This window comes from Glycomyces sp. NPDC049804 (genome assembly GCF_040674615.1).
GTDB classification, from domain to species: Bacteria; Actinomycetota; Actinomycetes; order Mycobacteriales; family Micromonosporaceae; genus Glycomyces; species Glycomyces niveus.
The window spans coordinates 128,966-150,106 of the sequence record NZ_JBFAMQ010000013.1; the positions used below are offsets into that span (position 1 = coordinate 128,966).

The window sequence follows — 21,141 nt, forward strand, 5'->3', positions numbered from 1 at the left end:
CGATGCGCCGCGCACCGCGCCGCACGGCACCGACTCGCCGATCCGCGTGACTGCCGCGACTGCGCCCTGCGACTCCCCATCGAAAGCGGCCGCCCCGGGAACACCACCTCGGGCTGCAGCCCGGCCGCACACCGAGCCCGCGGGGACGCCCGACTCCCCGGGCGGCGATACGCCGCCGCCCGCCCCGCACCCCACGCCAGTGCCCGCTGACGCGCAGCGCCGCGCGAACCTCTTGCACCGCAACCGATAAGGAACGAACACATGTCCAGCCCTTCGCCCCGCCCGCACCTGTCCCGCCGCGCCCTCCTCGGCGCCGCCGGCCTCGCCGCCACCTCCGGCGCCGCGCTCACCGCCTGCAGCAGCGACGCCGACCCCGCCGCGACCACCCCGACGACCGGCGGCACCCTCCGCGCCGCCTTCGCCGGCGGCGGCGCCGACGAGACCATCGACCCGCACCGCGTCAACCTCTTCGCCGACGCCGCCCGCGCCAAAGCCGTCTACGACAAACTCGCCGACCTCGGCACCGACATGGCCGCCGTGCCGCGCCTCGCCGAATCCTGGACGCCCGACGCCGACCTCACCGTCTGGACCGTCAAACTCCGCCAGGCGACCTTCCACGACGGCAGCCCCGTCCGCGCCGCCGACGTCCTCTACAGCTACCGGCGCATCGCCGACCCCGATGAGACCTTCCGCGCCAAGCAGGACCTCGCCCCCATCGACCTCGACGCCAGCAAGGCGATCGACGACCAGACCGTCGAGTTCGTCCTCAAATACCCCCTCGCCGAATTCCCGAACTCCCTCGCCGCCTTCGGCGCCTACATCGTCCCCGAAGGCGCCGAGACCTTCGACGCGCCGATCGGCTCCGGCCCCTTCACATTCGTGTCCTTCACCCCCGGCAGCGAGTTCACCGCCGCCCGCTTCGACGACTACTGGGACGGCGCGCCCAACATCGACCGCCTCCAGATCGTCGTCGCCGACGAGGAGTCCGCGCGCATCAACGCCCTCCTCGGCGGCCAGGTCGAATACGCCCACGACCTCTCCGCCACCACCGCGCGCGCCAACGAAGGCAACGACGCCGTCACCCTCATCGCCTCCCCCGGCTCCAACATGCTCGGCTTCGCCATGAAGACCGACCGCGCCCCCTTCGACAAACCCGAAGTGCGCCAAGCGATGTTCCTGCTCTGCGACCGCGACGAACTCGTCGAGTCCGTCCTCTCCGGGCGCGGTCAGATCGGCAACGACCTCTACGGCCTCGGCTTCGAGCACTACGCCGCCGACATCCCCCAGCGCGAACGCGACCTCGAGACCGCCACCCAGCTCCTCGCCGCCGCCGGCGTCACCTCGATCACCCTCGACACCGCCGACGTCGGCTCCGGCTTCACCGAGGCCGCCCAGATCTTCGCCGAGCAGGTCCGCGAAGCCGGCGTCGAGGTCGAGATCAACGAACGCAACGCCGACACCTACTGGGCCGACGTGCTCACCGAAGGCCAGATCGCCTCGTACCGCTCCGGCGCGATGCCCATCGCCTCCCACATCTCGCAGCGGCTCCTCACCGACTCGCCCACCAACCTCACCCAATGGCACCACGCCGACTTCGACGAGCTGTACCTCAAGCTCCAGTCCACCGCCGACGACGCCGAGCGCGAAACGCTCTACCAGGAGATCCAGCAGCGCCTGCACGACGAGGGAGGCTACCTCGTCTGGGGCTTCGCGGACTGGATCGTCGGCACCCTCCCCGGCGTGCAGGGCGTCGCGCAGGCACCCGCGAACACCCTCGACTGGGCGCGCTTCGACAAGGTCTGGATGGCGTAGTGCTCGCCTACGCGGCCAAGCGGATCGGCCTCGGCGCGGCGCAAGTCGTCGCCGTGGCCGTCCTCGCGTTCGCACTCGTCGAGCTGCTCCCCGGCGACGCGGCCGTCGCCCTCGCCGGGGACCAGCCCGACCCCGCGAACATCCAGCGCATCCGCGAGCAGATGCACCTCGACGAACCCGCCCTCGCCCGGCTCGCCGACTGGCTCGGCGGACTCCTCACCGGCGACTTCGGCGCGTCCCTCGTCTCCGGACGGCCCGTCGCCGACCTCCTCGCCACCGCCGTCCAGCCGACCCTCGTCCTCGCCGGGCTCACGCTGATCCTGCTGCTGCCCTTGGCGATCGGCCTCGGCGTCGTCGCCGCCCGCCGGCAGGGCCGCTGGCCGGACCGGCTCATCACCACATTCACCGTCGGCCTCTACTCGGTGCCCGAGTTCGCGCTGGCGGTGCTGCTGGTGAGCGTCTTTGCGATCGGCCTGGCGTGGCTGCCGCCCACGGCGGTGGGCGTGCCGTCGCTGCTGTCCGAGCCCGCGGTCCTGGTGCTGCCCTTGCTGGTGCTGCTGGCCCGGCCGATCTGCTCGATCGCGCGGCTCGTGCGCGCCGGGATGATCGAAGCGCTCGACTCCGAGTACGTCGCGCACGCGCGCCGGGCGGGGATCTCGGAGCGGCGGGTCGTCTTCGCGCACGCGTTGCCGAACGCGGTCACCCCGGCGGTCGCGCAGATCGCGCGCACCGCCGACTGGCTGCTCGGCGGCGTGATCGTCGTCGAAAGCGTCTTCGTCATCCCGGGCCTGGGCACCGCGCTCGTGGACGCGGTGAACGCCCGCGACCTCCCTGTGGTGCAGGGCATCGCGGTCGTCTTCGGCGCGAGCACCGTGCTCGTGAATCTCGCCGCCGACCTGGTCGCCTTCCGCCTCGCCCCGAGAATGGAGGTCGCCCGATGAACCCCGAACCACGCAGCACCGCCGCCTCCACCGGCGAGGCATGTCGTACCCCCGAGGGAGCCTTGACATCGGGGGGTTCCGAGCACCGACACACCCGACCCCGGGATCGCCGCAAAACCCCCGACTCCCGCGAATCCCGCCGCCCCGGAAGGACCCGCCTCCACCTCGACCGCATCGCGGTCATCGTCCTCCTCGCCCTCCCGCTCGGGATCGCGCTCGCCGGCCCGTTCCTGCCGGTCGCCGAACGCGACCGCACCCAGCCCTTCGACCCCGCCGCGCCCTGGCCCGGCACCGACTACCTCGGGTCGAGCGTCCTCGACGGGATCCTCGACGGCGGCTGGGGCATCGTCGTCACCGCCGCCGCCGCGACCGCCCTCGCGTTCCTCGCCGGAGTCCCGATCGGCCTCGCCGCCGCCGCGACCCGCCACCGCTGGCTCGACGAACTCCTCATGCGCCCCTTCGACCTCCTCCTCGCCCTGCCCTCGCTCCTCCTCATGCTCCTGCTCGCCTCCATCGCCCCGCCCACGGCCTGGATGCTCGTGCTCATCGTGGCGCTCGTCAACCTCCCCGACATCGCCCGCATCGTGCGCGCCGCCGCCCTCGAGGTCGCCCACCGCCCCGCCGTCGAAGCGATGTGGCTGCAAGGCGAAAGCTGGTGGCGCACCTCGATCGGGTACATCGCCCGGTCGATCCTCCCCACGGTCGCCGCCGACGCCGGCGTGCGCCTCGTCGGCGCCTTCTACCTCGTCGCGGCCGCGAGCTTCCTCGGTGTCGGCGCGGGGCCGGAGGCCAGCGACTGGGCCGTCATGGTCGACGTCAACCGCGGCGGGATCTTCCTCTCCCCCTGGGGCGTCGTGCTCCCCGCGGCGCTGCTGGTCGCGCTCTCGGTCGGCCTGAACCTGCTGTTCGACCGGCTCCTCACCCGAAAGGCCACCGCATGACCGTGCACGTGACCGGCCTGCGCGCTGAAGCGGCCGGGAAGACCCTCGTCTCGGACATCGAGTTCACTGTGGACGCCGGGCGCGTGCTCGCCATCGTCGGCGCCTCGGGCTCCGGCAAGACCACGATCGGCTCGGCCCTCCTCGGCGCCGTCAAACGCGGCGTCGTCGCGACCGGCACGGTCGAGGTCGCGGGTGTCGACGTCCTGCGCTGCGCCCCAGGCGAAGTCGCCGCCGCCTACCTCCCCCAGCACCCGGCCGCGGTCCTCAACCCGGTCCGCCGCATCGGCGGCGTCCTGGCTGAGATCGCGAATGCGCGGGGTGGCGGCGGGGGTGGGGCGGCCGCCGGGCTGGCGGGGTTTGCGGCCGGGGCGGCCGCGCCGGCGCGTAGGGCATGCCCCTTCCCACCCGCATCCGCCTCCGACCAACCGAAAAAGACCACACTCCCACATGGGTCCGACATTCGAGCGCTTCCGCAGGTAGATGCGGCGGGGCACGACGGCGCGGATGTCGGGTCCGGGAGCGGGGCTGCGATTCCGCGTGATGGAAGCGCCCCCCTCGAGCCCGCGGGCGTGGAGGGCAAGGGATCACGCCTCGGCGCTGGTGGGCGCCCGCTCAAGCGGGCCGCGACCGCCGAGCGGATCGCTGATGCGATGCGCCGGGTCGGGCTCGACGACCCGAGCTTCTTGCGGCGCTTCCCGCACCAGCTGTCCGGCGGCCAGCAGCAGCGGCTCGTGCTCGCCCAGGCGTTCCTGTGCGAGGCGAAGCTTCTCGTCGCCGACGAGCCCACTACGGGTCAGGACCTCGACAACCGGGACCGGATCGCCGCTGAACTGCGCCTCGCCGCCGCGAACGGGCTCGCCGTTGTTCTCCTCAGCCACGACCTCGATCTCGTCGAAGCCGTCGCCGACGAGGTGCTCGTCCTCGACGCGGGCCGCATCGTCGAACACGGCCCGGCTGCGAGAATCCTCGCGGAGTCGGAGTCGGAGTCGGAGTCGGAGTCGGAGTCGGAGTCGGAGTCGGAGTCGGAGTCGGAGTCGGAACCGGAACCGGAACCGGAACCGGAACCGGAGCTTAAGTCCGAGCCCGAGTCCGAGTGTGGGCGCGATTCCGAGGGCGGGGCCGAGTCTCGCGGCGACGCAACGACTCCGGTCACGGTGCGCCCGAATCCTGCCGAACCGAGCCGCGGCCCTGGCCGCCTCGGCAGCCCCGGCCCCCGCAGCGACTACATGCGGCGCCTGCTCGCCGCTCGACATGCCGAGGCCGCCCCGGCTGCCGATGCGGAGGCCCCGATTCGCATCGTCGGCCGGGGCCTCAGTGTCGCGCTCGGGAGCCGCCGCACCCAGGTGCTGCGAGGCGTGGATTTCGAAGCGCGCCAAGGCGAATGCCTCGCCGTGCTCGGCGCGTCCGGGTCCGGGAAGACCACACTCGCGCGCACCGTCGCCGGGCTGCAGCATGCCACCGCCGGGGAACTCCTCCTCGACGGCGCGCCTCTGCCCGTGCGCGGAAGACGGCGCACCCGCGCCGAGCGCTCCCGCGTCCAGTACGTCTTCCAGGACGCCCGCGCCTCCTTCGACGAGCACCGCGGCATTCTCGACCAAGTCGCCCGCACCGCCGTCCGCCTCCGCGGCCTGCGGCCCGCGGCGGCCCGTGCCGAGGCCGAGCGGCTGCTCGCCGAGGTCGGGCTCACGGCCGAGACCGCGGACCGTCGCCGTGACAAGCTCTCCGGCGGCCAACTTCAGCGGGCCGCGCTCGCGCGCGCCCTCGCCGCCGACCCCGAGGTCCTCGTCTGCGACGAGATCACCTCCGGGCTCGACGCGCTGACCCGAAAGGGCGTGCTCGACCTTCTCGCGGGTCTCAAGTCCAAGGGCGGCTTGACGATCCTGCTCATCACCCACGAACCGGCCGTCGCCGAGCACCTCGCCGATCGCATCCTCCGCATCACCGAAGGCATGGCGGACCCGTTGGCGGCGAAGGATTCCGCGGAAGCGACTGTATTGCCCCGGTTACAGCGGGCGCATATGCTCGACGGGTCTCTTACCCCCATTTGTCTTGCCGCCGTGCGAGAACAAGCCGAAGGAGATCCGCGTGGGACACGCGACCCTCACCGTCAAGGCCGTCAACGCCCTCTTCACGCCACTCGTCCGAGGCCGCCGCGGCAGAGTCGACGCGGAGATCGAGCGGATGGTCGCCGCCGCCGAGGCGCAGACCGGCGCGTCCGCCGCGCCGCACCGCGAGTACATCGAGGACTGCCGGTTCATCCTCGGCTGCTACGCCGACGAGGAGGAGGCCTCGTTCCTGGGCTGGACGGCGATCCGCGGCGACGTGCAGCGCCGCATCACCAACCGCCTGCGCGTCGCGAAGGCGATCGCCGACCGACCCGAGATCGAGGCCGAGCCGATCACCGCCCCGATCGTCGTCACCGGCCTCCCGCGCACCGCGACCACGTTGGCGCACAACCTCCTCGCGGGCCCGGAAGGGAACCGGGCGCCGCTGTTCTGGGAGCTGTTCGACACCCTCCCCGGCGACGTCGACCAGGCGACGCGGGACGCCTCGATCGCCGCGACCCGGAAGTGGGTTTCCTCGATGAACAAGGCAGTCCCGGTCTTCCCCGACATCCACTCCATGGACGCGCTCAGGCCCGAGGAATGCGTGTTCCTCCTGCCGTTCCACAGCTTCCTGTGGAACATGACCGGGCCGCTCAAGCGCTACCGGGCCTGGTGCGCCGAGCGCGACTACACCGAGGACTACCGGTACTTCAAGCAGGCGCTGCAGATCCTCCAGTTCGGGCGCGAGCGGAAGCGGTGGGTGCTGAAGAGCCCGTGCCACCTGTGGTCGATGGACGCGCTCGTCAAGGTCTTCCCCGACGCGAAGGTCGTGTGGACGCACCGCGACCCGGTCACCGTCATGGGCTCCTATTGCTCCCTTGTGGAGGTGGGTTGGTCGGTGTACCGGCGCCGCCTCGACCTCGAGGAGCTCGGCGAGACGTGCCTGTCGATGCTGACCGAGGCGATCGCCTCCGCACGCGAATCGCGGCTGCGCCTCGGTGGCGACAACGTGATCGACGTCGGCTACCCGCACCTGGCCGGGGACGCGCGCAACCAGGTGCCGCCGCTGTTCCACCGCCTCGGCCTCCCGTGGGGCCGGGCCGAGGCCGACAACCTCGAATATCTCCTCGACCTGCCGACGCGGCGGCGCAAGCACGAGTACACGCTGTCGCGGTACGGGCTCACTCCGGCTGAGGTCGAGGCGGCGTTCGGGGACTACCCGGCCCTGGTGGCGAACCTGCCGGCGCTGCCGAAGAAGTACTGAGCAGTGTTTCGGGGCCGCCCGGCGGGCGGCCCCAGTCGCGTCCTAACCCCACTGGCCGGGGGTGTAGTTGCCGCCGGGGATGCGCGGGATCGCGTTCATCCGGTTGTAGGCGTTGATGAGCGCGATGAGCGAGACGAGGCCGGCGAGCTGGTCGCCGTCGAAGTGCTTGGCCGCGTCGTCCCAGACGTCGTCGGGGACGCCCGCGCCGTCGGCGAGGCGGGTGCCCGCCTCGGCGAGTGCGAGCGCGGCGCGCTCCGCCTCGTTGAACACGACCGAGTCGCGCCAGGCGGCGACCATGGCGACGCGGACCGGGGTCTCGTCGGCGTGCAGCGCGTCCTTGGTGTGCATGTCGGTGCAGACGCCGCAGCCGTTGATCTGGCTGGCCCGGATGAGGACGAGGTTGGGGATCTCCTCCGGCAGGCCCGTCTTCCTGAGTGAGAGGCCGGCGGCGTTGATGTGCTTGGCGAACTTGGCGGCGATGGGGTTCGAGTAGTAGTCGAAGCGTGCTTCCATGTTGGGCTCCTTGAGATTCGTTCGATTCGTCGGCATGACGGAACCCGCCGCGGGGATGTGACCGCCGGAAAGGTGAATGTGTCGTGGATCACTATCAGGAGATCGCTGGAGGCGGGAGGGTCACGTTTCGCGCGCAGCGCGCGTCATAAGGTCGACAACCCGTCGAAGGAGGAGCACATGAACGACGACCAGTGGCTCGCGGAGCGATTCGAGACCGACCGGCCACGGCTGGAGGCCGTCGCGTTCCGCATGCTCGGCTCCTCCGGAGAGGCCGAGGACGCGGTCCAGGAAGCCTGGTTCCGCCTGGCCGCCAGCGACACCGAGCGCATCGAGAACCTGAGCGGCTGGCTCACGACCGTGGTCGGCCGGGTCTGCCTCGACCAGCTGCGCCGCCGCAAGTCCCGGGCCGAGCAGCCGATGCCAACTTCATTCGACGGCACGGTCGAGCTGGAGCCCGTCGCGCTCCCGGGGCCGGCGGACGTGGAGGCCGACCCGGAGTCGGCCGCGGTCATCGCCGATTCGGTGAGCCTCGCGCTGCTGGTGGTCCTGGAGACGCTGGAGCCCGCGGAGCGGCTCGCGTTCGTGCTCCACGACATGTTCGGCGTGCCCTTCGACGACATCGCCCAGATCGTCGACCGGAACCCGGCGGCCGCGCGGAAGCTCGCGAGCCGCGCCCGGGCGCGGGTGCGCGGTACCGATGTGCCGCAGCGCCAGGAGGTCTCGAAGCAGCGCACGGTCGTTGAGGCGTTCCTGGCGGCCGCGCGCGGCGGCGACTTCGAGGCCCTGGTCTCGGTGCTCGACCCCGAGATCACGCTGCGCACCGACGCGGCCGAGGTCGGCCAGATCATCCGCGGCGCGGCCCAGATCGCGGGCGGCGCGGTGACCTTCGCGGCCATGGCGACCGGCGCGCAGCTCGTCCTCGCCGACGGCAAGATCGGCGTCATCTCGTCCCTGCCGGACGCCCCGACGCGCGTCCTCGTGTTCACCGTGGAAGGCGACAAGATCATCGCCATGGAAGGCGTCACCAACCCCGATCGCGTGCGCGCCATGGAACTCACCCTCCTGGACGCCTAAGCGAAGGCAGAGCAAAGGCGCGGGCCGCCGATCCGAAATCGGATCGGCGGCCCGCGCCGCAGAAATGTCGTACCCCCGGGCCACCCTTTGTCATCGGGGGCGCGGCGATCCGACACACCCGACCTCGGGTAGCGGATCGGCCGCTCGAGTGTCGTACCTCCGCGAGATCGTTGGATCGGGGGGGGGGACTTCCGTTCCGACACACCCGACCCTGGGTGACGGCGGGGCGGCCAGGATGTCGTACCCGGGCGCGATAGTGGACTCGGGGGGCGCAGCGAACGGACACTCCCGACCCCGGGGGCCGGGCCCGAACTCGAGCCTGCGGCCCGAATCCGGAGCCCGATCGCCTAGTGGCCGAACTCGTCCGAGTCCGCCGCTGCCGCCTCGCCCTGGTCGAGGGCCGACAGGGCCATCACGTCGTCGGGGTCGAGCGTGAAGTCGAAGACGTCCAGGTTCTGCGCCAGGCGCTCGGGGTCGCTCGACTTCGGGACCACGGCGAGTCCCAGGTCCAGGTGCCAGCGCAGCACCACTTGCACGGGCGTCTTCCCGTACTTCTCGGCCAGCTGCAGCACCTTCGGCTCATTACGCACCTCGCCGCCCTGGCCGCCGATCGGCGACCACGACTGCGTCACGATGCCGCGCTCCTTGTGGTACGCGCGCGCCTCGAGCCGAGTCGTCAAGGGGCTCAACTGGATCTGGTTGACATCAGGGATCACGCCGGTGGCCTCGATGATCCGGTCCAGATGTCCCGGCTTGAAGTTAGACGTGCCGATGGCCTTGACCCGCCCGGTCTCCAGCAGCCGCACCAGGCCCTCCCAGGCCTCGATGTACTTGCCGTGCTGCGGGTTCGGCCAGTGGATGAGGAGCATGTCGAGGTAGTCGAGGCCGAGCCGGTCGAGGCTGCGTTCGCAGGCCTCGGCGGCCAGGTCGACCCCGTGCCACTCGCGGTTGAACTTGGAGGTCACGAACAGGTCCTCGCGGGCCGCGCCGGAGGCCTTGAGGCCCAGGCCGACGCCGCGTTCGTTCTGGTAGTTCTCGGCCGTGTCGACGAGCCGGTAGCCGAGCCCGACCGCTTCGGCGATCACGCGTTCGGCCTCGGCGTCGTCCATCGGCCACGTGCCGAGGCCCAGCAGCGGCATGGCCGCGCCGTGGGCGAGTTCGACGGTGGGTGCGGTGGTTGCCATGGAGGATGCCTCTCTCATCGGAGGCGCCGCCCGGGGCGGCGCCGTGCTTGGGGCGTGAGGGCCGCCGCGGTCTACGCTACCGCCGGGCGAGTACCCGCGAACAACGACGGAACACGCGCCGGCGCGGGCGGTCCCACATCATGGCCAACTTTGTGTCAAGTACTCGTATCTTTGTATCGGCACATAGATTCGGTGGCATGGCAACGAACGAGAACCCAGTCCTGCGCGTCGCCCCGGCCTCCCCCGCCGACGCCCTCGCGTACTTCACCGGGCTCATGGCCTACAGCACCGACGTCTCGGACGTGTACGCCGTCTCCGAGCTCGACGACCCCGGCTTCACGCTCGTCGACACCCGCGGCGAAGCCGCCTGGTTCCAGGGCCGCGTCCCCGGCGCCGTGCACCTGCCGACCGACGAGATCGCCTCGCGCGCCGCCGAACTCGTCGACCAGACCCGCCCAGTCGTCGTCTACTGCTGGGGCCCCGGCTGCAACGGCGCCTACCGGGCCGCCGTCGAGTTCGCGAAACTCGGGTACCAGGTCAAGTACATGATGGGCGGCTTCGAGTACTGGGTGCGCGAAGGCCTCCCGGTCGCCACCGACGCCGGCGTCGAGCGCGGCAAGCCCGACCCGCTCACCGCCCCGGCGAGCGGCGTCTCCTGCGCCTGCTGAACCCCCGGGCCATAATCGAGGCATGAGCGAACTCCTTGCCATGCCTGAAGACTGGACGAAGGCGCTGGCCATCGTGGCCCACCCCGACGACATGGAATACGGCGCCGCCGCGGCCGTCGCCCGCTGGACCGGCGGCGGGCGCGACGTCGCGTACCTTATGGTCAGCCGCGGCGAGGCCGGGATCGACACCATGCCGCCCGAGGTGTGCGCGCCGGTGCGCGACGCCGAGCAGCGCGCCTCCGCGGCCGTCGTCGGCGTCTCCTCCGTCGAGTTCCTCGACCACCGCGACGGCGTCATCGAATCCGGCATCGCCCTGCGCCGCGACCTCGCCGCCGCGATCCGCCGCCACAAGCCCGAACTCGTGATCACCCTCAACCGGCGCGACCACTTCATGCCCGGCCACTGGAACAGCGCCGACCACCGCGCGGTCGGCGAATCGGTGCTCGACGCCGCCAACGACGCGGGCAACCGCTGGATCTTCCCCGAGCTCGCCGACGAAGGCCTGGAACCGTGGGGCGGCGTCCGCTGGGTCGCCCTCGCCGCCTCGCCCCAGTCGACGCACGCCGTCGACGTCACCGACACGATGGAGACCGGCATCGCCTCCCTCCTCGAGCACCGCGCCTACATCTCGGCCCTCACCGACGAGGACCCCGAGACCTACGCCCGCGGCTTCCTCACCGGCTTCGCCGCCCGCGCCGGCGAGCGCTTCGGCACCAAGTACGCGACCACGTTCGAGCTGATCAGCTTCTGACGGAACCGGAACCGGAACCGGAACCGGAACCGGAACCGGAACCGGAACCGGAACCGGAACCGGAACCGGAACCGGGCCTGAGGCCCGGTCCCCGTTCTCGCTCTGGGGTTGCCGCGCCGGTCAGGCGCGGCGGGAGTCTCAGGGCGACTCGGTCATTCGAAGTCGCCCGCCACTTCGCCGGCCTCGCCGCCTTCGGTCTCGGCCGTGAAGGAGTAGCGGTCCTCGTCGGCGCTGCGCGGGCCGGAACCGTGGTTGAACTGGCCCGCGAGCTGGTATTCGCCGGCCGGGAGGACCTTGCCCTCCTGCAGGGTCCAGCGGTAGACGAGGAAGCCGTCCTCCTCGGTCACCGCCGCGGCCGTGAAGTAGCTGTCCGCGGTGGTCCACGAGCCCGTGTGCTCCACGCTGTCGCCTTGGGCCACACGCAGTTCGATCGTCACCGCCGCGAGCGGCTCCTCATTCTTCAAGAAGAGGTTCGCCTGCGACCAGAAGTCGCCGCTGTTCGCGTCCACCGAGCCGTCGGTCCACAGCCACTCGGGGGCGTTCTCGGCCTCCGGGCTCGAACCCTCCTCGGCCGTCTCGGCCGTCTCGGTCTCCTCGCCCTCTTCGGCCTCCGACGTCGGCGTCTCGGCCGCGTCGGTGGTGGCGTCGGCGCTGGTCCTGGGGTCCGTGGCCTCTTCTGACCGGGTACCGGGACCGGCCGGGGGAGGTTCGGGGGAAGGGCCGATCACCGGGCCGAGGCCCAGGACCTGCCCGAAGAAGACGATCGCGCCGATGAGCGCGAGCGCCGCGCCGGTGGCGAGCCCCAGTTGCGGGATGCGCCAGCCGGTGCGCACCGGTTCGGCCTGCACGCGGGGTTCGCGCATGCCGTCGGCGACGCGCGCCCACATGCGGTCGCGGTCCGGTTCGTACTCCTCTCCGGTCACCCGGAGCCGGTCGTTGATGTCGTCGTTCACTGCTGGCCCTCCTTCCGAATCGTCGCCCAGGCCGATCCCTCCTGGGGTCCGAGGATGCGCCGCAGTTCCGCCAGCCCTTTCGAGGTCTGGCTCTTGACCGTGCCGATGGAGATGCCGAGCGCGTCGGCGGTCTCGCGCTCGGAGAGTTCGAGCGAGTGCCGCAGGACGACGCACGCGCGCCGCCGCAGCGGCAGCCGCTCCAGTGCGGCGCGCACGTCCACGACGGCGGCCGAGTCGGGGCCGTCGTGGGTCTCGCCGGGGCGCTGCCAGAACAGGGTGTTACGGCGGCGTTCGCGCACGGCGGCGCGGATGCGGGTCTTGGCGAGGTTGGCGACGATGCCGCGGGCGTATGCGATCTGCGACCGCGCGCGCCGGGCCTGGTCCCATTGCCGCCATACCGCGAGCATCGCGTCCGCCGCGATGTCCTCGGCCGTCCCGCTCTCGCCGATGAGCAGCCACGCGAACCGCGCGAGCTCGGCGTGGTGCCGCTCGAAGAAGGCGCGGAACGCGTCTTCCTCCAGCTGGGCGGGGACGTCCAACGGGGGGCCTCCGGTTGGGGGTCGTATTCGGGGAGGCGGAGAGTCTAGCAGTCCGACCATCGCACCGTTCCTTTCAGAATCGTCGCCCCATGCAGGTCGGGCGCGGGCACCCCCGGTGCCCGCGCCCGTGACTCACCATGGCAGGAAAGCCCTTTTCGTGCCCCTGTCGTCGTCTACAGGCGGCCCATGCTCACGCCGATGGCGGTCGTCCGGTCGTCAAGTGCGTGACGACCGGGGGCGGCGGCGCTGACTGCGCTGGAACCGTGCGTCGGCCGCGCTGCCGTCCCTGTTTCGTTGGTGTGGTGCGACGGAGCCGGGTTGCCGCACCGTCATGTGGTTGCCGCGGGCGGCCCGAAGGTTGCCCCGGATCCGAAGATATTTTTGAGAGGTTTCGGGCGCGGCGCGAATCAGCAGGTCAGATGCTGTGGGCGTGGACGTGGGCGTTGAAGGGCCGCTTCAAAGGGGTGCCACCCGGCATCGCCCGGTGGCACCACTTGGCTCTTCGGCTAGTTGCTGCAGGTCTTGGTGTTCACCTGCCAAGTCTCTGCGGCGTGGTGGATGAGGGCCGATTCGTTGGCGAGGGCCCATTCGGTGTGGGCGGGTTCGGCGATGACGAGCCGCGGGTTGTCGGTTCGGAGGTTGATGATGTGGCCGATGAGGGCCGGGTGCGTGCCTTTGAAGGTCAGGCGGAAGCGGGCCTGGCCGACCACGAGCGAGTAGCGGACGGCTCGGTCGTCGATGGTGTGAGTGGCGAGGATGGGGAGTCCGGCGAGGTCGATCGGCAAGGCCGGGTCGGGTGGGTCGGTGCGGCGGATGGGGAGCGGGATCGCGTTGAGCGCCTTGATGTAGCGGGCGCGGATGCGGCGGCTGGTGTAGCGATCGGGGATCATGCCGCGCCTCCGAAGATCAACGTTCCGCGGCTGTCGAAGTTGTCGAAGGCTTGTTCCCATGCGGTCATGTAGGTGCCGGGCTGCGGACGCGGCGAGGGGCGGGGGCGGTTCTGGCGGGGTTGGGCGCGCCAGTGCCCGGGTGCGGGTCGGCCGTGGTGTGCGCTGTCGGTTCGATTGGCGCTGTTGCGCACAGCCAGCGCGAGGTCGTGTTCGGTGCGGGTCTGGCGGGCGGCGATGACTCTTCGGGCGGCGCGTGCGCCGCTGATGGCGGCGGCGATCGCCGCGCCGGGTCGGTGCGAGGCGTTCGCCTCGACTGGTTGCGGACCTGCAGTCTGTGTTGCTGCGTCGCGGAAGTCGTTGGTGGGCTGGACCTTCTCCGCTCGCACAGCCTCGGGCTCGCTTTCGCGCGTACCGGGTCGGGGTTGCGCCGGAATCGGGTGCGCTGCAGACGGTTCGAGGTGGCGCTGTTGCTGGTTGAGTGGTGCGGGCATGGGCAGAAGCCCGATGGCGAACACCCACGCCAGCCATCGCAGGACCCAGGCGGCGCGTTCGCGCAGGTAGGGCTTTTGGGGCGCGAAGTGGGCGGCTCTGAGTTGGGCGGAGTTGGCGATGAAGCGGTCGAAGGCGTCTTCGCGGAGCTTCGAGAACCGGAACTCGCCGGTCGTGTCAGTGCCGTTCCGGCCGTCCCCTCCGTGCCCGCCGGGGTCGTTGTCTTCTCGCTGGTTGCTCTGGCGGCGGCCGTATCCGCTGATCCATCCCCCGTCGCCCGGGCCGTCGCCGTCGTCGCCTCGGTTCCAGGGCCGCCGCGCGGGTTTGGCCTCGGTGTCTGACGACGGGCTCGGCCGTCCGTTCCGCTCGCCCCAAGGACGTTGCGGCGCTTCCGGTTCGTCAGGTTCGGAGGGGACCGGGCGGCCGCGCGAGCCCCACGGTGGGGGGCGGTCGGAGCCCCCGCGACGACCCTGGGAGCCACCTCGGTAGCCGTCGTCTTGCCCGCCGGTACCGCCTCGTTGGTCGTGGTCGTCTCGCTGTTCGGAGCGTATGTGGGCCGGTGTCGGCTCGGGCCAGTCGGCCGTTCCCGGGAACCAGGCGTCCTTGGGCGGTGCCCAGTCTTCGGCGGGGAGGGGGTCGGGGGTTTCGTCTCTGCGGTGGCGGCCGGTGCGTTCGTCCTTGTACCAGCCTGGGGAGCCGTAGGGGCCGGGGTCGAACGGGTCGTAGGGGCGGTTGGCGTCGATGATCCACGTGTCACCGGGCTGGTGGCGCAGGTGCATCGGCTCGTATCGCGGGCTGCGGGGATCGGAGTCGGGCGCTTCGAGGTCGCAGCAGGCGGGGTTGTGCTGGTAGCGGTAGGCGCCGGGGCACATCGGGTCGGGTTCGCCGTCGAGGTGGAAGAGCCGTCGTCCGGCCCAGTCGTAGTAGCCGTCGCCCTCACCCTGCCCGGTGATGGTGCGCAGCGGCGCACCTGGGCCGAGGTGATCGTGCCGGTAAAAGGCCTGTTGAAGGAGCACGCGCATGCGTGCCTGGTTCACGGTCGTCGCGAGTTGATGAGTTGCGCCGCGCCTGTTTTCGCGTAGGGTGGAGTCTGCCATGGGAGGCTCGCCTTCCTTGGTTGAGGAGGTGGGCCGCCGAACTGTTTTGCGGCAATGAGGCGGCCCACCGGCCATATTCAATTGGTTCTTCGACGTGCGATTCGCACGTGAGTTCAGGCTGACACAGCTTTTCGCGCAACTGCAAGCGCGACACACCTTCGCGTGCAAAAGCGTCTAGAAGCCCTCAGGCACCCCACCCACACCAGCTGGGTCCCGGTGTACCCCACGGCGGGCAGCGGTCCGCTACCCTGGGTTGCGGCTTTTGAACATTCCCGGCATATCACCTCGGAGGACCCCATCCGAACCCCAGCGCTCCGGCGCGTCACGTTGGCGCCCTTGGTGCTTGCACTTCTCGCAGGTTGCGCCACCGAGCCGAAGCTCCACGACGACTTCGCGACCTACGAGGTGACAGCCGACCCCATCCCGCTGACTCCGATACCCGGTGCCGATATAGGTGTCTGGGTCGGGGCAATCGACGGACTCGACCATGACGGCTGGGCGAGTTCCGGGTTGCGCACCACGGACGTCTACATACCGGCCGAGGCTGAACCGATCGAAGACCCCCGAATCGAGGATGACCGGTTCTCATGGCAGACGAAAGACGCACTTCCGGATGGAAGCTGAATTCGTCTTCTATGCCCGAGCGGTCACTGACGAAGACCAAGGCGTGCTGAGCATCTATTGCGGAGCCCGATACGACTACTACAACTCAGTGTATGGAGACCCGATGCTGCCGTATCCGTTCGACGACACCCAGCGGGTGCTTCAAGCCTGCGTGTCCGGGGCGGGCAATGATGCGATCGGTCCCGACGAACTCTCGGCGTAACTGGTCAGGTTGTTGGCAGTTCAGGAGTAGAAATTGTGTCCGTATCTTTCGGGCGGCAGTGTGAAGTCGTCCGGTCGTTCGGCGAGGAGTCGGTCGTATCGGCGGGCGAACTCGTCCATGGCCTCGTGAAGGTCGCAACCCCGTTCGGCTCTGATGGCTCGGAGCGCCGGGAGGATGTCTCCGGAGAGTATGAGTTCGTCTATCGGGGTGGGATCGGTCATGGGGCTGCTGGTCATCTGGTGGCTTCTGGCAGCCATGGTGTTCCGGCGCATGCGGATTTGAGCGCGGTGAGGAATCCGATGCCGTGTTTGGCGGCGGTGTGGAGGTAGGAGCGCAGCATCGCGTATCGGACGGCTCCTTCGAGGGTCCGCAGGCCACCGGAGACCTTGTTCTTGATCTTGGCCATCCGGGTCTCGCGTTCGGCGACCCTGTTGTCGAAGGCCGCCCGCGGGTCGTGGGTGAAACGCCAGTACTCGCCACAGCGGTCGATGATCCTGCGGGACAGGGCGGCGCCCGGACCGTACTGGACCGTCTCCAAGGGTGCCGCGCCTGCTGGGGTGTCCGACGACGGCTTCGAGGAATTCCGCGAGTTCATGCCCAGACGCGCCTTCAGATCGGCCACCTCGACCCGCAACGACTCGATCGTCGCAGCCTGAACCTCAACTAGCGCAGCCAACTCCGCATACGTCGGCAGCCGCTGGTCCTCGCTCACAAGACGCACCCTACACAGCCCCAACAGAAAGAACGTCAACCACCTGGCCAGCTACCTCTCGGCTTGGCTCAGCGAGCAGATGGACGCCGTTGGCGCCCGTGCAGGATCCGCAAGGGGACGGTGACATCGGGGTCAGCGCCGAGCGTGATGATGGGCTCTCGATCGTGTACGCCCCCTACTAAGACCACCTGAGCATCGGCACCGACTGCGTCGTCCAGGACCAGGAACCGGTGTACGTCCCTCCTCACGTCAGAATCGCTCCCGGCGAGGATGACCGGCATCTGGCACGTTGGCCCGAGTCCTATTAACTTCGAACCGCCGCTGGCGTGGCGTGTTTCCTCAGGTCAGCTCAGGGTGACGTGGGCGTCGACGGGGCGCCCGGACGGGCTGTCGAGGAGCCCTGAGAAGAGGTTGTCGAAGACGGCGGTGCGGTCGAAGCGGAGCGCGTAGGAGCGGGCGCGCTCGGCGGCGGCCTCGCGTTCGGCCGAGGGCATCGCGAGGGCGCGGTCGAGGGCGGCCGCGAGGGCGGCCGGGTCGGAGTGCGGGACCTCGATCGCGGTGTCGCCCACGGCTTCAGGGATGCCGCCGGTGTTCGTGGTGATGACGGGCCCGCCGCCCGCGAGCATCTTCTCCACGAGGGCGATGCCGAAGGTCTCGACGAACTCGGGGCGGGGCTTGGACGGCAGTGCGTATGCGGCGCAGCCGTTCATGAGCAGGGGCTTCTCCTCGTCGCCCACGTCGGTGAGGAACAGGATGCGCTCGTCGCCCCCGGCGAGGGCCACGGTCTCGGCGTGCGCGGGCCCGTTCCCGGCGATCACGAGCCGGTGGGTGCGGGAGGCGTCCGAGGCGCGGAAGGCGTTGATGAGGTCGTCGGCGCCCTTCGCGGCGGCGACGCGGGAGAGGAAGAGCACGTAGCCGTCCCGGGCCAGGCCGCGCGCCGCCAATGCAGCGTCCACTGCGGACGGATCGAGGTCGAGGTACGCGCCGGCGTCCACGGCCGGGTAGGAGACCTCGACGCGGGCGGCGACCTCCTCGGCGAAGCGGGTGCCGCACGCGAGGTCGACCTGCGCTGCGGATTCGAAGATGAGCTCCCGCGTGTAGGCGGAGACGGCCACGCACCGGTCGTGCGAGAGGTAGGCGGTGAAGAGGGACGCGGCCGCGCCGATCGCGCCCTCGGCGATGCAGGAGCGGACCACGTTCGTGATGTCGGAGCCGACGGCTTCGGCGATGGTGGTGACGTCCGCGTCGAGCCCGGAGGCGCGCACCGAGCGCAGGGCCTCGGCGACCGCGTTCGCGTGCGGGGTCAGGTACATCGACATGCACACGGTCGGCACGCCGTCGGTGAACAGCTCGAAGAGCCGCCCGGCGAGGCCGAGGAGGTGGCGGCCGGTGGGGACGCGGTAGTCCCCGACCGGGCCGGGCCGCTCGACGGTGATGCCCTCGGAGTAGGGCAGGAGCTCGTCGAGCGGTTTGAGCGGGAGCCCCGCGGCCTGCAGCGCCTCGATCGGCCAGGTCACGATGCGCACGTCGTCGAAGCCGCGGGTGAGGGCGACTTCGGCGAGGCCGCGCGCCTCGGTGGCGTGGCCGCAGATGACCGGGTCGGCGCGGACCACGATGACGAGGCGCCGTTCGGGTGCCTTGCCGGGTCGGCGCTGCTGCTGGCCGCGAGGCTGCTGGGTCACGGTAGGAACTCCTGGAGTCGGGCCCCGCCGCGGGCGGGGTCGGGCCGGTCGGAGGCCGACGGCGGGCGCGTCTTCGTCGCCCAGTCGGACGGTTCGGGGCCGAGCTCGATCTCCAGCCGCCCGCCGCCGTGCAGCTGGTTGCCGGTGAGGAACCCGTGGTCGAGCGGCCTGCCGTTGAAGCGGGCCGCCTGGACGTACTGCGGCTTCGATCCGGCGGCGTCCTCGCCGATGCCGGATTCGACGTGGCCGGTGGTGACGAGTTCGAGGTCGTTGCCGCCGAACCGGAGCGACGCCCCCTTGAACGCGGGCGCGTTGACCAGGAACAGGTTCTGGCCCGCGACGGGGAAGAGCCCGAGGGACGCCCACACGTACCAGGACGAGAGCGCCCCCGAGTCGTCGTTGCCGGGCAGGCCGCCGCGGCCGGTCCCGAACTGGTAGGCGAGCGCGGCGTGCACGACCTCGGCGGTGCGGTCGGGCCGCCCGGCGTAGTGGTAGGCCCAGGGGGCCTCCATGTCCGGTTCGTTGTTCAGGCCCTCGAAGCGGTTGAGGTCCTGGCCGATCGCGAACTCGGGGCCGAAGGGCGGAACGCCGAGCTGCGTGACCGGCGCGGCCCCGAACCCGAAGAACCGGTCGAGGATCGCGGTGAACTCCTTGTCGCCGCCGGCGAGCCTGATGCGCGCGGCCATGTCGTGCAGGAGCCGGAACGAGTAGTTCCAGCGCCCGCCCTCGTAGAAGCTCGAGTCGCGCAGGAGGCCGTCGAGGCCGAACGCGTTCGTCCACCCCCGCGACTTCGCCTCCAGCTCGTCGGCGAGCTTGTGGTCGCCGAGGCCGCGGGCGACGATCGCCGTGCACCAGTAGCCGGTCGCCAGGTCGAGGGTGTGGCTGACGGGGTGCACGATGCCGCGCACGGCGAAGTCCTCACCGTAGCCGCGCCGCAGGTCGTCCTGCATGTGGACGAGCGCCCAGTCCCATTCGAGGCCTTCGAGCCCCAGCTGGTAGCCGTCGGCGAGCACGGTGTGGGCGAGGGCCGAGGCCTGGCGGAAGAACCGGTCGGAGCCGCGGGCCATCCGGTAGCCGATGGGCAGGTTGCCCTCCTCCTCGGCGATGCGCACCAGCGACTCGAGCATCGCCGCGCCCTTCTCGGGGTTGAGAGCGGTGAGCAGCGGGAACTGGGTCTTGTACATGTCCCACATCGTCGCGATGTCGAACACGAAGGGCCCCTTGGAAGGCCAGAACGGCGACTCGTCCTCGGCGAAGCACGGCTTGATGAGGGAGTGGTAGAGGCTCGTGGCGAACACGGTGCGCCGCTCGGGGGTGCCGCCTTCCACCTCGACCTGCGAGCCGTACCCGTCCCAGGCGCCGCGCGTCTGGGAGCGGACGCGTTCGAAGGCGTGCTCGAACCCGCCGGGCAGGCACTGCTCGAGGTTGCGGCGCGCCTGGTCGGTGCCGCGCATCGAGAAGCCCATGCGGATCTCGACGGTGGTGCCGGCGCGGGCCGGGCCCATGAACATGAGGCCGAAGGGGCGCAGGGTGGTGCGGCGGATGTAGTCGAAGTCGAGGCGGGTGCCGCCGTCGACGCGGCGCCGGTCGTACCAGACCAGCTGCCGCCAGGCCTTCGGCGTGTCCGAGTCGATGTACACCGAGAGCGGGATGCCCTCCATGACCACGGTGCCCTGCGCGCAGCCCTGCCCCAGGCTCTCGAGGCCGGCGCGGAGGGGGACGGTGGTGCCGTGTTCGATCGCGAGGCCGCCGTAGGAGAAGTCGAGCACGACGCGGGCCGAGGACGCCTCGGGGAAGGTGTATCGGTGGACGGCGGTCTTCTCGCCGACGGTGAGTTCGCAGCGGATGCCGTTCTCGAGGGTCGCGGCGTAGTAGCCGGGCTTGGCCGTCTCGTCCCGCAGCTTCCAGCGGGTGCCGAGCGCGTCGAGCGGCTCGATCATGGGGGTGACGCGGAAGTAGTTGTAGTACTTGCGGATCGCGCCCGTGCCGGACTGCTGGAAGTGGGTGAAGCCGCTGGCGAGGTAGTCGTCGTAGAGGGGCGCGGGGGCGCCCTCGGTCGACATGCCGTAGCGGCCGTAGCCGGTGGGGTAGGCGCCGGAGCAGGCGCAGGCCGAGACCATGCCGAACGGATGGCACGCGCCGGGGTGAGTGTTCCCGACCTGGGCTTTCGGCCACCACCAGCTGGCGGCCAGCCCCTGCGCCGCGGGCAGATCGGCCGGTTCGGTGCCGATGAAGGGGTCCACTGAGTCCAATATGCGACTGAGGTTAGAGCTCATGTGTCACATCTTCGTTACGCCTGGGTGAACCCGCAAGCGTTAGCGTGCACTTCGTCTAACATTCACTGCTGCGCAATGCGAAACATGATCGATTCCGCCGTCTCGCCGTCTCGCCGTCTCGCCGTCTCGTCTGCTGCGATGCGTCCCGCTTCGGTCGCCCGCAGCACCGTCGAAGGGGCGTTGCTGCGCGGCGTTGGCGCGGTTCAAGGGCTGCACTGCGGGGGCAGCCTGGTGCTCGGGCCGGGTTCGAACGGGCGGCGACGAGGAGGTGGATGTCGGGGCGGGTCGGTTGGCGGGTGGCGGGTTGGTGTCGGGGCTGGTGACACTCTCGATCGGGGGGCCATTGCCGTTGCCCTGCGGCGCTTGGTGTCTGGGCGGGGGATGTGAGTGTTCTTTGCCCTTGTGGGTGATGACGGTCGAAGGCGGTTCGCGGGATACTTGTAGTACGCACGGGGATGCGGAAAACGTACAGGTGGCGAGTAGG

The 21,141-nt window shown here is 70.6% G+C and carries 19 protein-coding genes and 2 pseudogenes; 10 read left to right on the plus strand and 11 right to left on the minus strand.

Going from position 1 to position 21,141, the window contains the following annotated elements; all coding sequences use genetic code 11:
- The first annotated feature begins 261 nt into the window (after window positions 1–261).
- The 5 genes and pseudogenes from AB0K52_RS19790 to AB0K52_RS19810 all read left to right on the plus strand — a co-directional run bounded on the left by AB0K52_RS19790 (window position 262) and on the right by AB0K52_RS19810 (window position 7,003).
- Window positions 262–1,812 (plus strand): ABC transporter substrate-binding protein, encoded by a 1,551-nt coding sequence (locus AB0K52_RS19790; protein WP_363534244.1) that lies wholly within the window; start codon window positions 262–264, stop codon window positions 1,810–1,812.
- Window positions 1,812–2,753 (plus strand): ABC transporter permease, encoded by a 942-nt coding sequence (locus AB0K52_RS19795; RefSeq protein WP_363534247.1) that lies wholly within the window; start codon window positions 1,812–1,814, stop codon window positions 2,751–2,753. Before AB0K52_RS19790 ends, AB0K52_RS19795 begins: the two co-directional genes overlap by 1 nt.
- On the plus strand, window positions 2,750–3,694 hold the full coding sequence (locus tag AB0K52_RS19800) for an ABC transporter permease subunit (RefSeq protein ID WP_363534250.1): 945 nt from the start codon (window positions 2,750–2,752) through the stop codon (window positions 3,692–3,694). The genes AB0K52_RS19795 and AB0K52_RS19800 overlap by 4 nt, the downstream gene beginning before the upstream one ends.
- Window positions 3,691–5,436 (plus strand): annotated as a pseudogene (locus AB0K52_RS19805) (ATP-binding cassette domain-containing protein); the annotation flags it as partial. The gene AB0K52_RS19800 and the pseudogene AB0K52_RS19805, both read left to right, overlap by 4 nt.
- 343 nt (window positions 5,437–5,779) lie before the next feature.
- Complete coding sequence (locus AB0K52_RS19810; protein ID WP_363534253.1) at window positions 5,780–7,003, plus strand: sulfotransferase; 1,224 nt, start codon at window positions 5,780–5,782, stop codon at window positions 7,001–7,003.
- Window positions 7,004–7,045: 42 nt separating this feature from the next.
- Here the strand turns inward: AB0K52_RS19810 and AB0K52_RS19815 are convergent, their stop codons facing one another.
- Entirely contained in the window at window positions 7,046–7,516 is a 471-nt protein-coding gene (locus AB0K52_RS19815; RefSeq protein WP_363534256.1) for a carboxymuconolactone decarboxylase family protein, read from the minus strand.
- A gap of 177 nt (window positions 7,517–7,693) precedes the next feature.
- On the opposite strand from AB0K52_RS19815, the gene AB0K52_RS19820 reads away from it, so the two are divergent.
- A complete protein-coding gene (locus AB0K52_RS19820) occupies window positions 7,694–8,590 on the plus strand; it encodes a sigma-70 family RNA polymerase sigma factor (protein WP_363534259.1) in 897 nt (298 codons plus the stop codon).
- Between the two features lie 347 nt (window positions 8,591–8,937).
- On the opposite strand, the gene AB0K52_RS19825 is transcribed toward AB0K52_RS19820, so the two are convergent.
- Window positions 8,938–9,774 carry an aldo/keto reductase gene (locus AB0K52_RS19825; protein ID WP_363534262.1) on the minus strand — a complete coding sequence of 279 codons (837 nt, stop codon included), beginning with the start codon at window positions 9,772–9,774 and terminating at the stop codon, window positions 8,938–8,940.
- Between the two features lie 197 nt (window positions 9,775–9,971).
- Here AB0K52_RS19825 and AB0K52_RS19830 point away from each other — a divergent pair, with 197 nt between their 5' ends.
- The gene (locus AB0K52_RS19830; protein ID WP_363534265.1) at window positions 9,972–10,442 is read left to right on the plus strand and encodes a rhodanese-like domain-containing protein; all 471 of its coding nucleotides are present in this window, start codon (window positions 9,972–9,974) and stop codon (window positions 10,440–10,442) included.
- A gap of 22 nt (window positions 10,443–10,464) precedes the next feature.
- Window positions 10,465–11,193, plus strand: a complete 729-nt coding sequence (locus AB0K52_RS19835) for a PIG-L deacetylase family protein (RefSeq protein ID WP_363534268.1) — start codon at window positions 10,465–10,467, stop codon at window positions 11,191–11,193.
- Between the two features lie 152 nt (window positions 11,194–11,345).
- Here the strand turns inward: AB0K52_RS19835 and AB0K52_RS19840 are convergent, their stop codons facing one another.
- From AB0K52_RS19840 to AB0K52_RS19855, 4 genes are all read right to left on the minus strand, one after another.
- Complete coding sequence (locus tag AB0K52_RS19840) at window positions 11,346–12,146, minus strand: hypothetical protein (RefSeq protein ID WP_363534271.1); 801 nt, start codon at window positions 12,144–12,146, stop codon at window positions 11,346–11,348.
- On the minus strand, window positions 12,143–12,685 hold the full coding sequence (locus AB0K52_RS19845) for a SigE family RNA polymerase sigma factor (RefSeq protein ID WP_243901357.1): 543 nt from the start codon (window positions 12,683–12,685) through the stop codon (window positions 12,143–12,145). Before AB0K52_RS19845 ends, AB0K52_RS19840 begins: the two co-directional genes overlap by 4 nt.
- A 506-nt stretch (window positions 12,686–13,191) precedes the next feature.
- Entirely contained in the window at window positions 13,192–13,575 is a 384-nt protein-coding gene (locus AB0K52_RS19850) for a hypothetical protein (RefSeq protein WP_363534274.1), read from the minus strand.
- Window positions 13,572–15,101, minus strand: a complete 1,530-nt coding sequence (locus AB0K52_RS19855) for a hypothetical protein (RefSeq protein ID WP_363534276.1) — start codon at window positions 15,099–15,101, stop codon at window positions 13,572–13,574. The genes AB0K52_RS19850 and AB0K52_RS19855 overlap by 4 nt, the downstream gene beginning before the upstream one ends.
- Window positions 15,102–15,497: 396 nt before the next feature.
- On the opposite strand from AB0K52_RS19855, the gene AB0K52_RS19860 reads away from it, so the two are divergent.
- A complete protein-coding gene (locus AB0K52_RS19860; RefSeq protein WP_363534279.1) occupies window positions 15,498–15,785 on the plus strand; it encodes a hypothetical protein in 288 nt (95 codons plus the stop codon).
- Window positions 15,775–15,987, plus strand: a complete 213-nt coding sequence (locus tag AB0K52_RS19865; protein WP_363534282.1) for a hypothetical protein — start codon at window positions 15,775–15,777, stop codon at window positions 15,985–15,987. Before AB0K52_RS19860 ends, AB0K52_RS19865 begins: the two co-directional genes overlap by 11 nt.
- A gap of 20 nt (window positions 15,988–16,007) precedes the next feature.
- Here the strand turns inward: AB0K52_RS19865 and AB0K52_RS19870 are convergent, their stop codons facing one another.
- The 5 genes and pseudogenes from AB0K52_RS19870 to AB0K52_RS19890 form a co-directional block, all read right to left on the minus strand.
- Complete coding sequence (locus AB0K52_RS19870) at window positions 16,008–16,208, minus strand: hypothetical protein (protein ID WP_363534285.1); 201 nt, start codon at window positions 16,206–16,208, stop codon at window positions 16,008–16,010.
- 11 nt (window positions 16,209–16,219) lie between these two features.
- Window positions 16,220–16,525 (minus strand): transposase, encoded by a 306-nt coding sequence (locus AB0K52_RS19875; RefSeq protein ID WP_363534300.1) that lies wholly within the window; start codon window positions 16,523–16,525, stop codon window positions 16,220–16,222.
- Between the two features lie 12 nt (window positions 16,526–16,537).
- Window positions 16,538–16,645, minus strand: a pseudogene (locus AB0K52_RS19880) (DUF6444 domain-containing protein); the annotation flags it as partial.
- Window positions 16,646–17,043: 398 nt separating this feature from the next.
- Complete coding sequence (locus AB0K52_RS19885) at window positions 17,044–18,381, minus strand: glycosyltransferase (RefSeq protein WP_363534288.1); 1,338 nt, start codon at window positions 18,379–18,381, stop codon at window positions 17,044–17,046.
- Window positions 18,378–20,657 carry a glycoside hydrolase domain-containing protein gene (locus AB0K52_RS19890; protein WP_363534291.1) on the minus strand — a complete coding sequence of 760 codons (2,280 nt, stop codon included), beginning with the start codon at window positions 20,655–20,657 and terminating at the stop codon, window positions 18,378–18,380. The genes AB0K52_RS19885 and AB0K52_RS19890 overlap by 4 nt, the downstream gene beginning before the upstream one ends.
- Window positions 20,658–21,141: the final 484 nt, after the last annotated feature.

Coding starts and splice junctions, on each gene's coding strand:
- AB0K52_RS19850 (WP_363534274.1), bottom strand. CDS start 13,575: ATGATCCCCGATCGCTACACCAGCCGCCGCATCCGCGCCCGCTACATC.
- AB0K52_RS19825 (WP_363534262.1), bottom strand. CDS start 9,774: ATGGCAACCACCGCACCCACCGTCGAACTCGCCCACGGCGCGGCCATG.
- AB0K52_RS19870 (WP_363534285.1), bottom strand. CDS start 16,208: ATGACCGATCCCACCCCGATAGACGAACTCATACTCTCCGGAGACATC.
- AB0K52_RS19835 (WP_363534268.1), top strand. CDS start 10,465: ATGAGCGAACTCCTTGCCATGCCTGAAGACTGGACGAAGGCGCTGGCC.
- AB0K52_RS19820 (WP_363534259.1), top strand. CDS start 7,694: ATGAACGACGACCAGTGGCTCGCGGAGCGATTCGAGACCGACCGGCCA.
- AB0K52_RS19790 (WP_363534244.1), top strand. CDS start 262: ATGTCCAGCCCTTCGCCCCGCCCGCACCTGTCCCGCCGCGCCCTCCTC.
- AB0K52_RS19865 (WP_363534282.1), top strand. CDS start 15,775: ATGGAAGCTGAATTCGTCTTCTATGCCCGAGCGGTCACTGACGAAGAC.
- AB0K52_RS19815 (WP_363534256.1), bottom strand. CDS start 7,516: ATGGAAGCACGCTTCGACTACTACTCGAACCCCATCGCCGCCAAGTTC.
- AB0K52_RS19800 (WP_363534250.1), top strand. CDS start 2,750: ATGAACCCCGAACCACGCAGCACCGCCGCCTCCACCGGCGAGGCATGT.
- AB0K52_RS19830 (WP_363534265.1), top strand. CDS start 9,972: ATGGCAACGAACGAGAACCCAGTCCTGCGCGTCGCCCCGGCCTCCCCC.
- AB0K52_RS19890 (WP_363534291.1), bottom strand. CDS start 20,657: ATGAGCTCTAACCTCAGTCGCATATTGGACTCAGTGGACCCCTTCATC.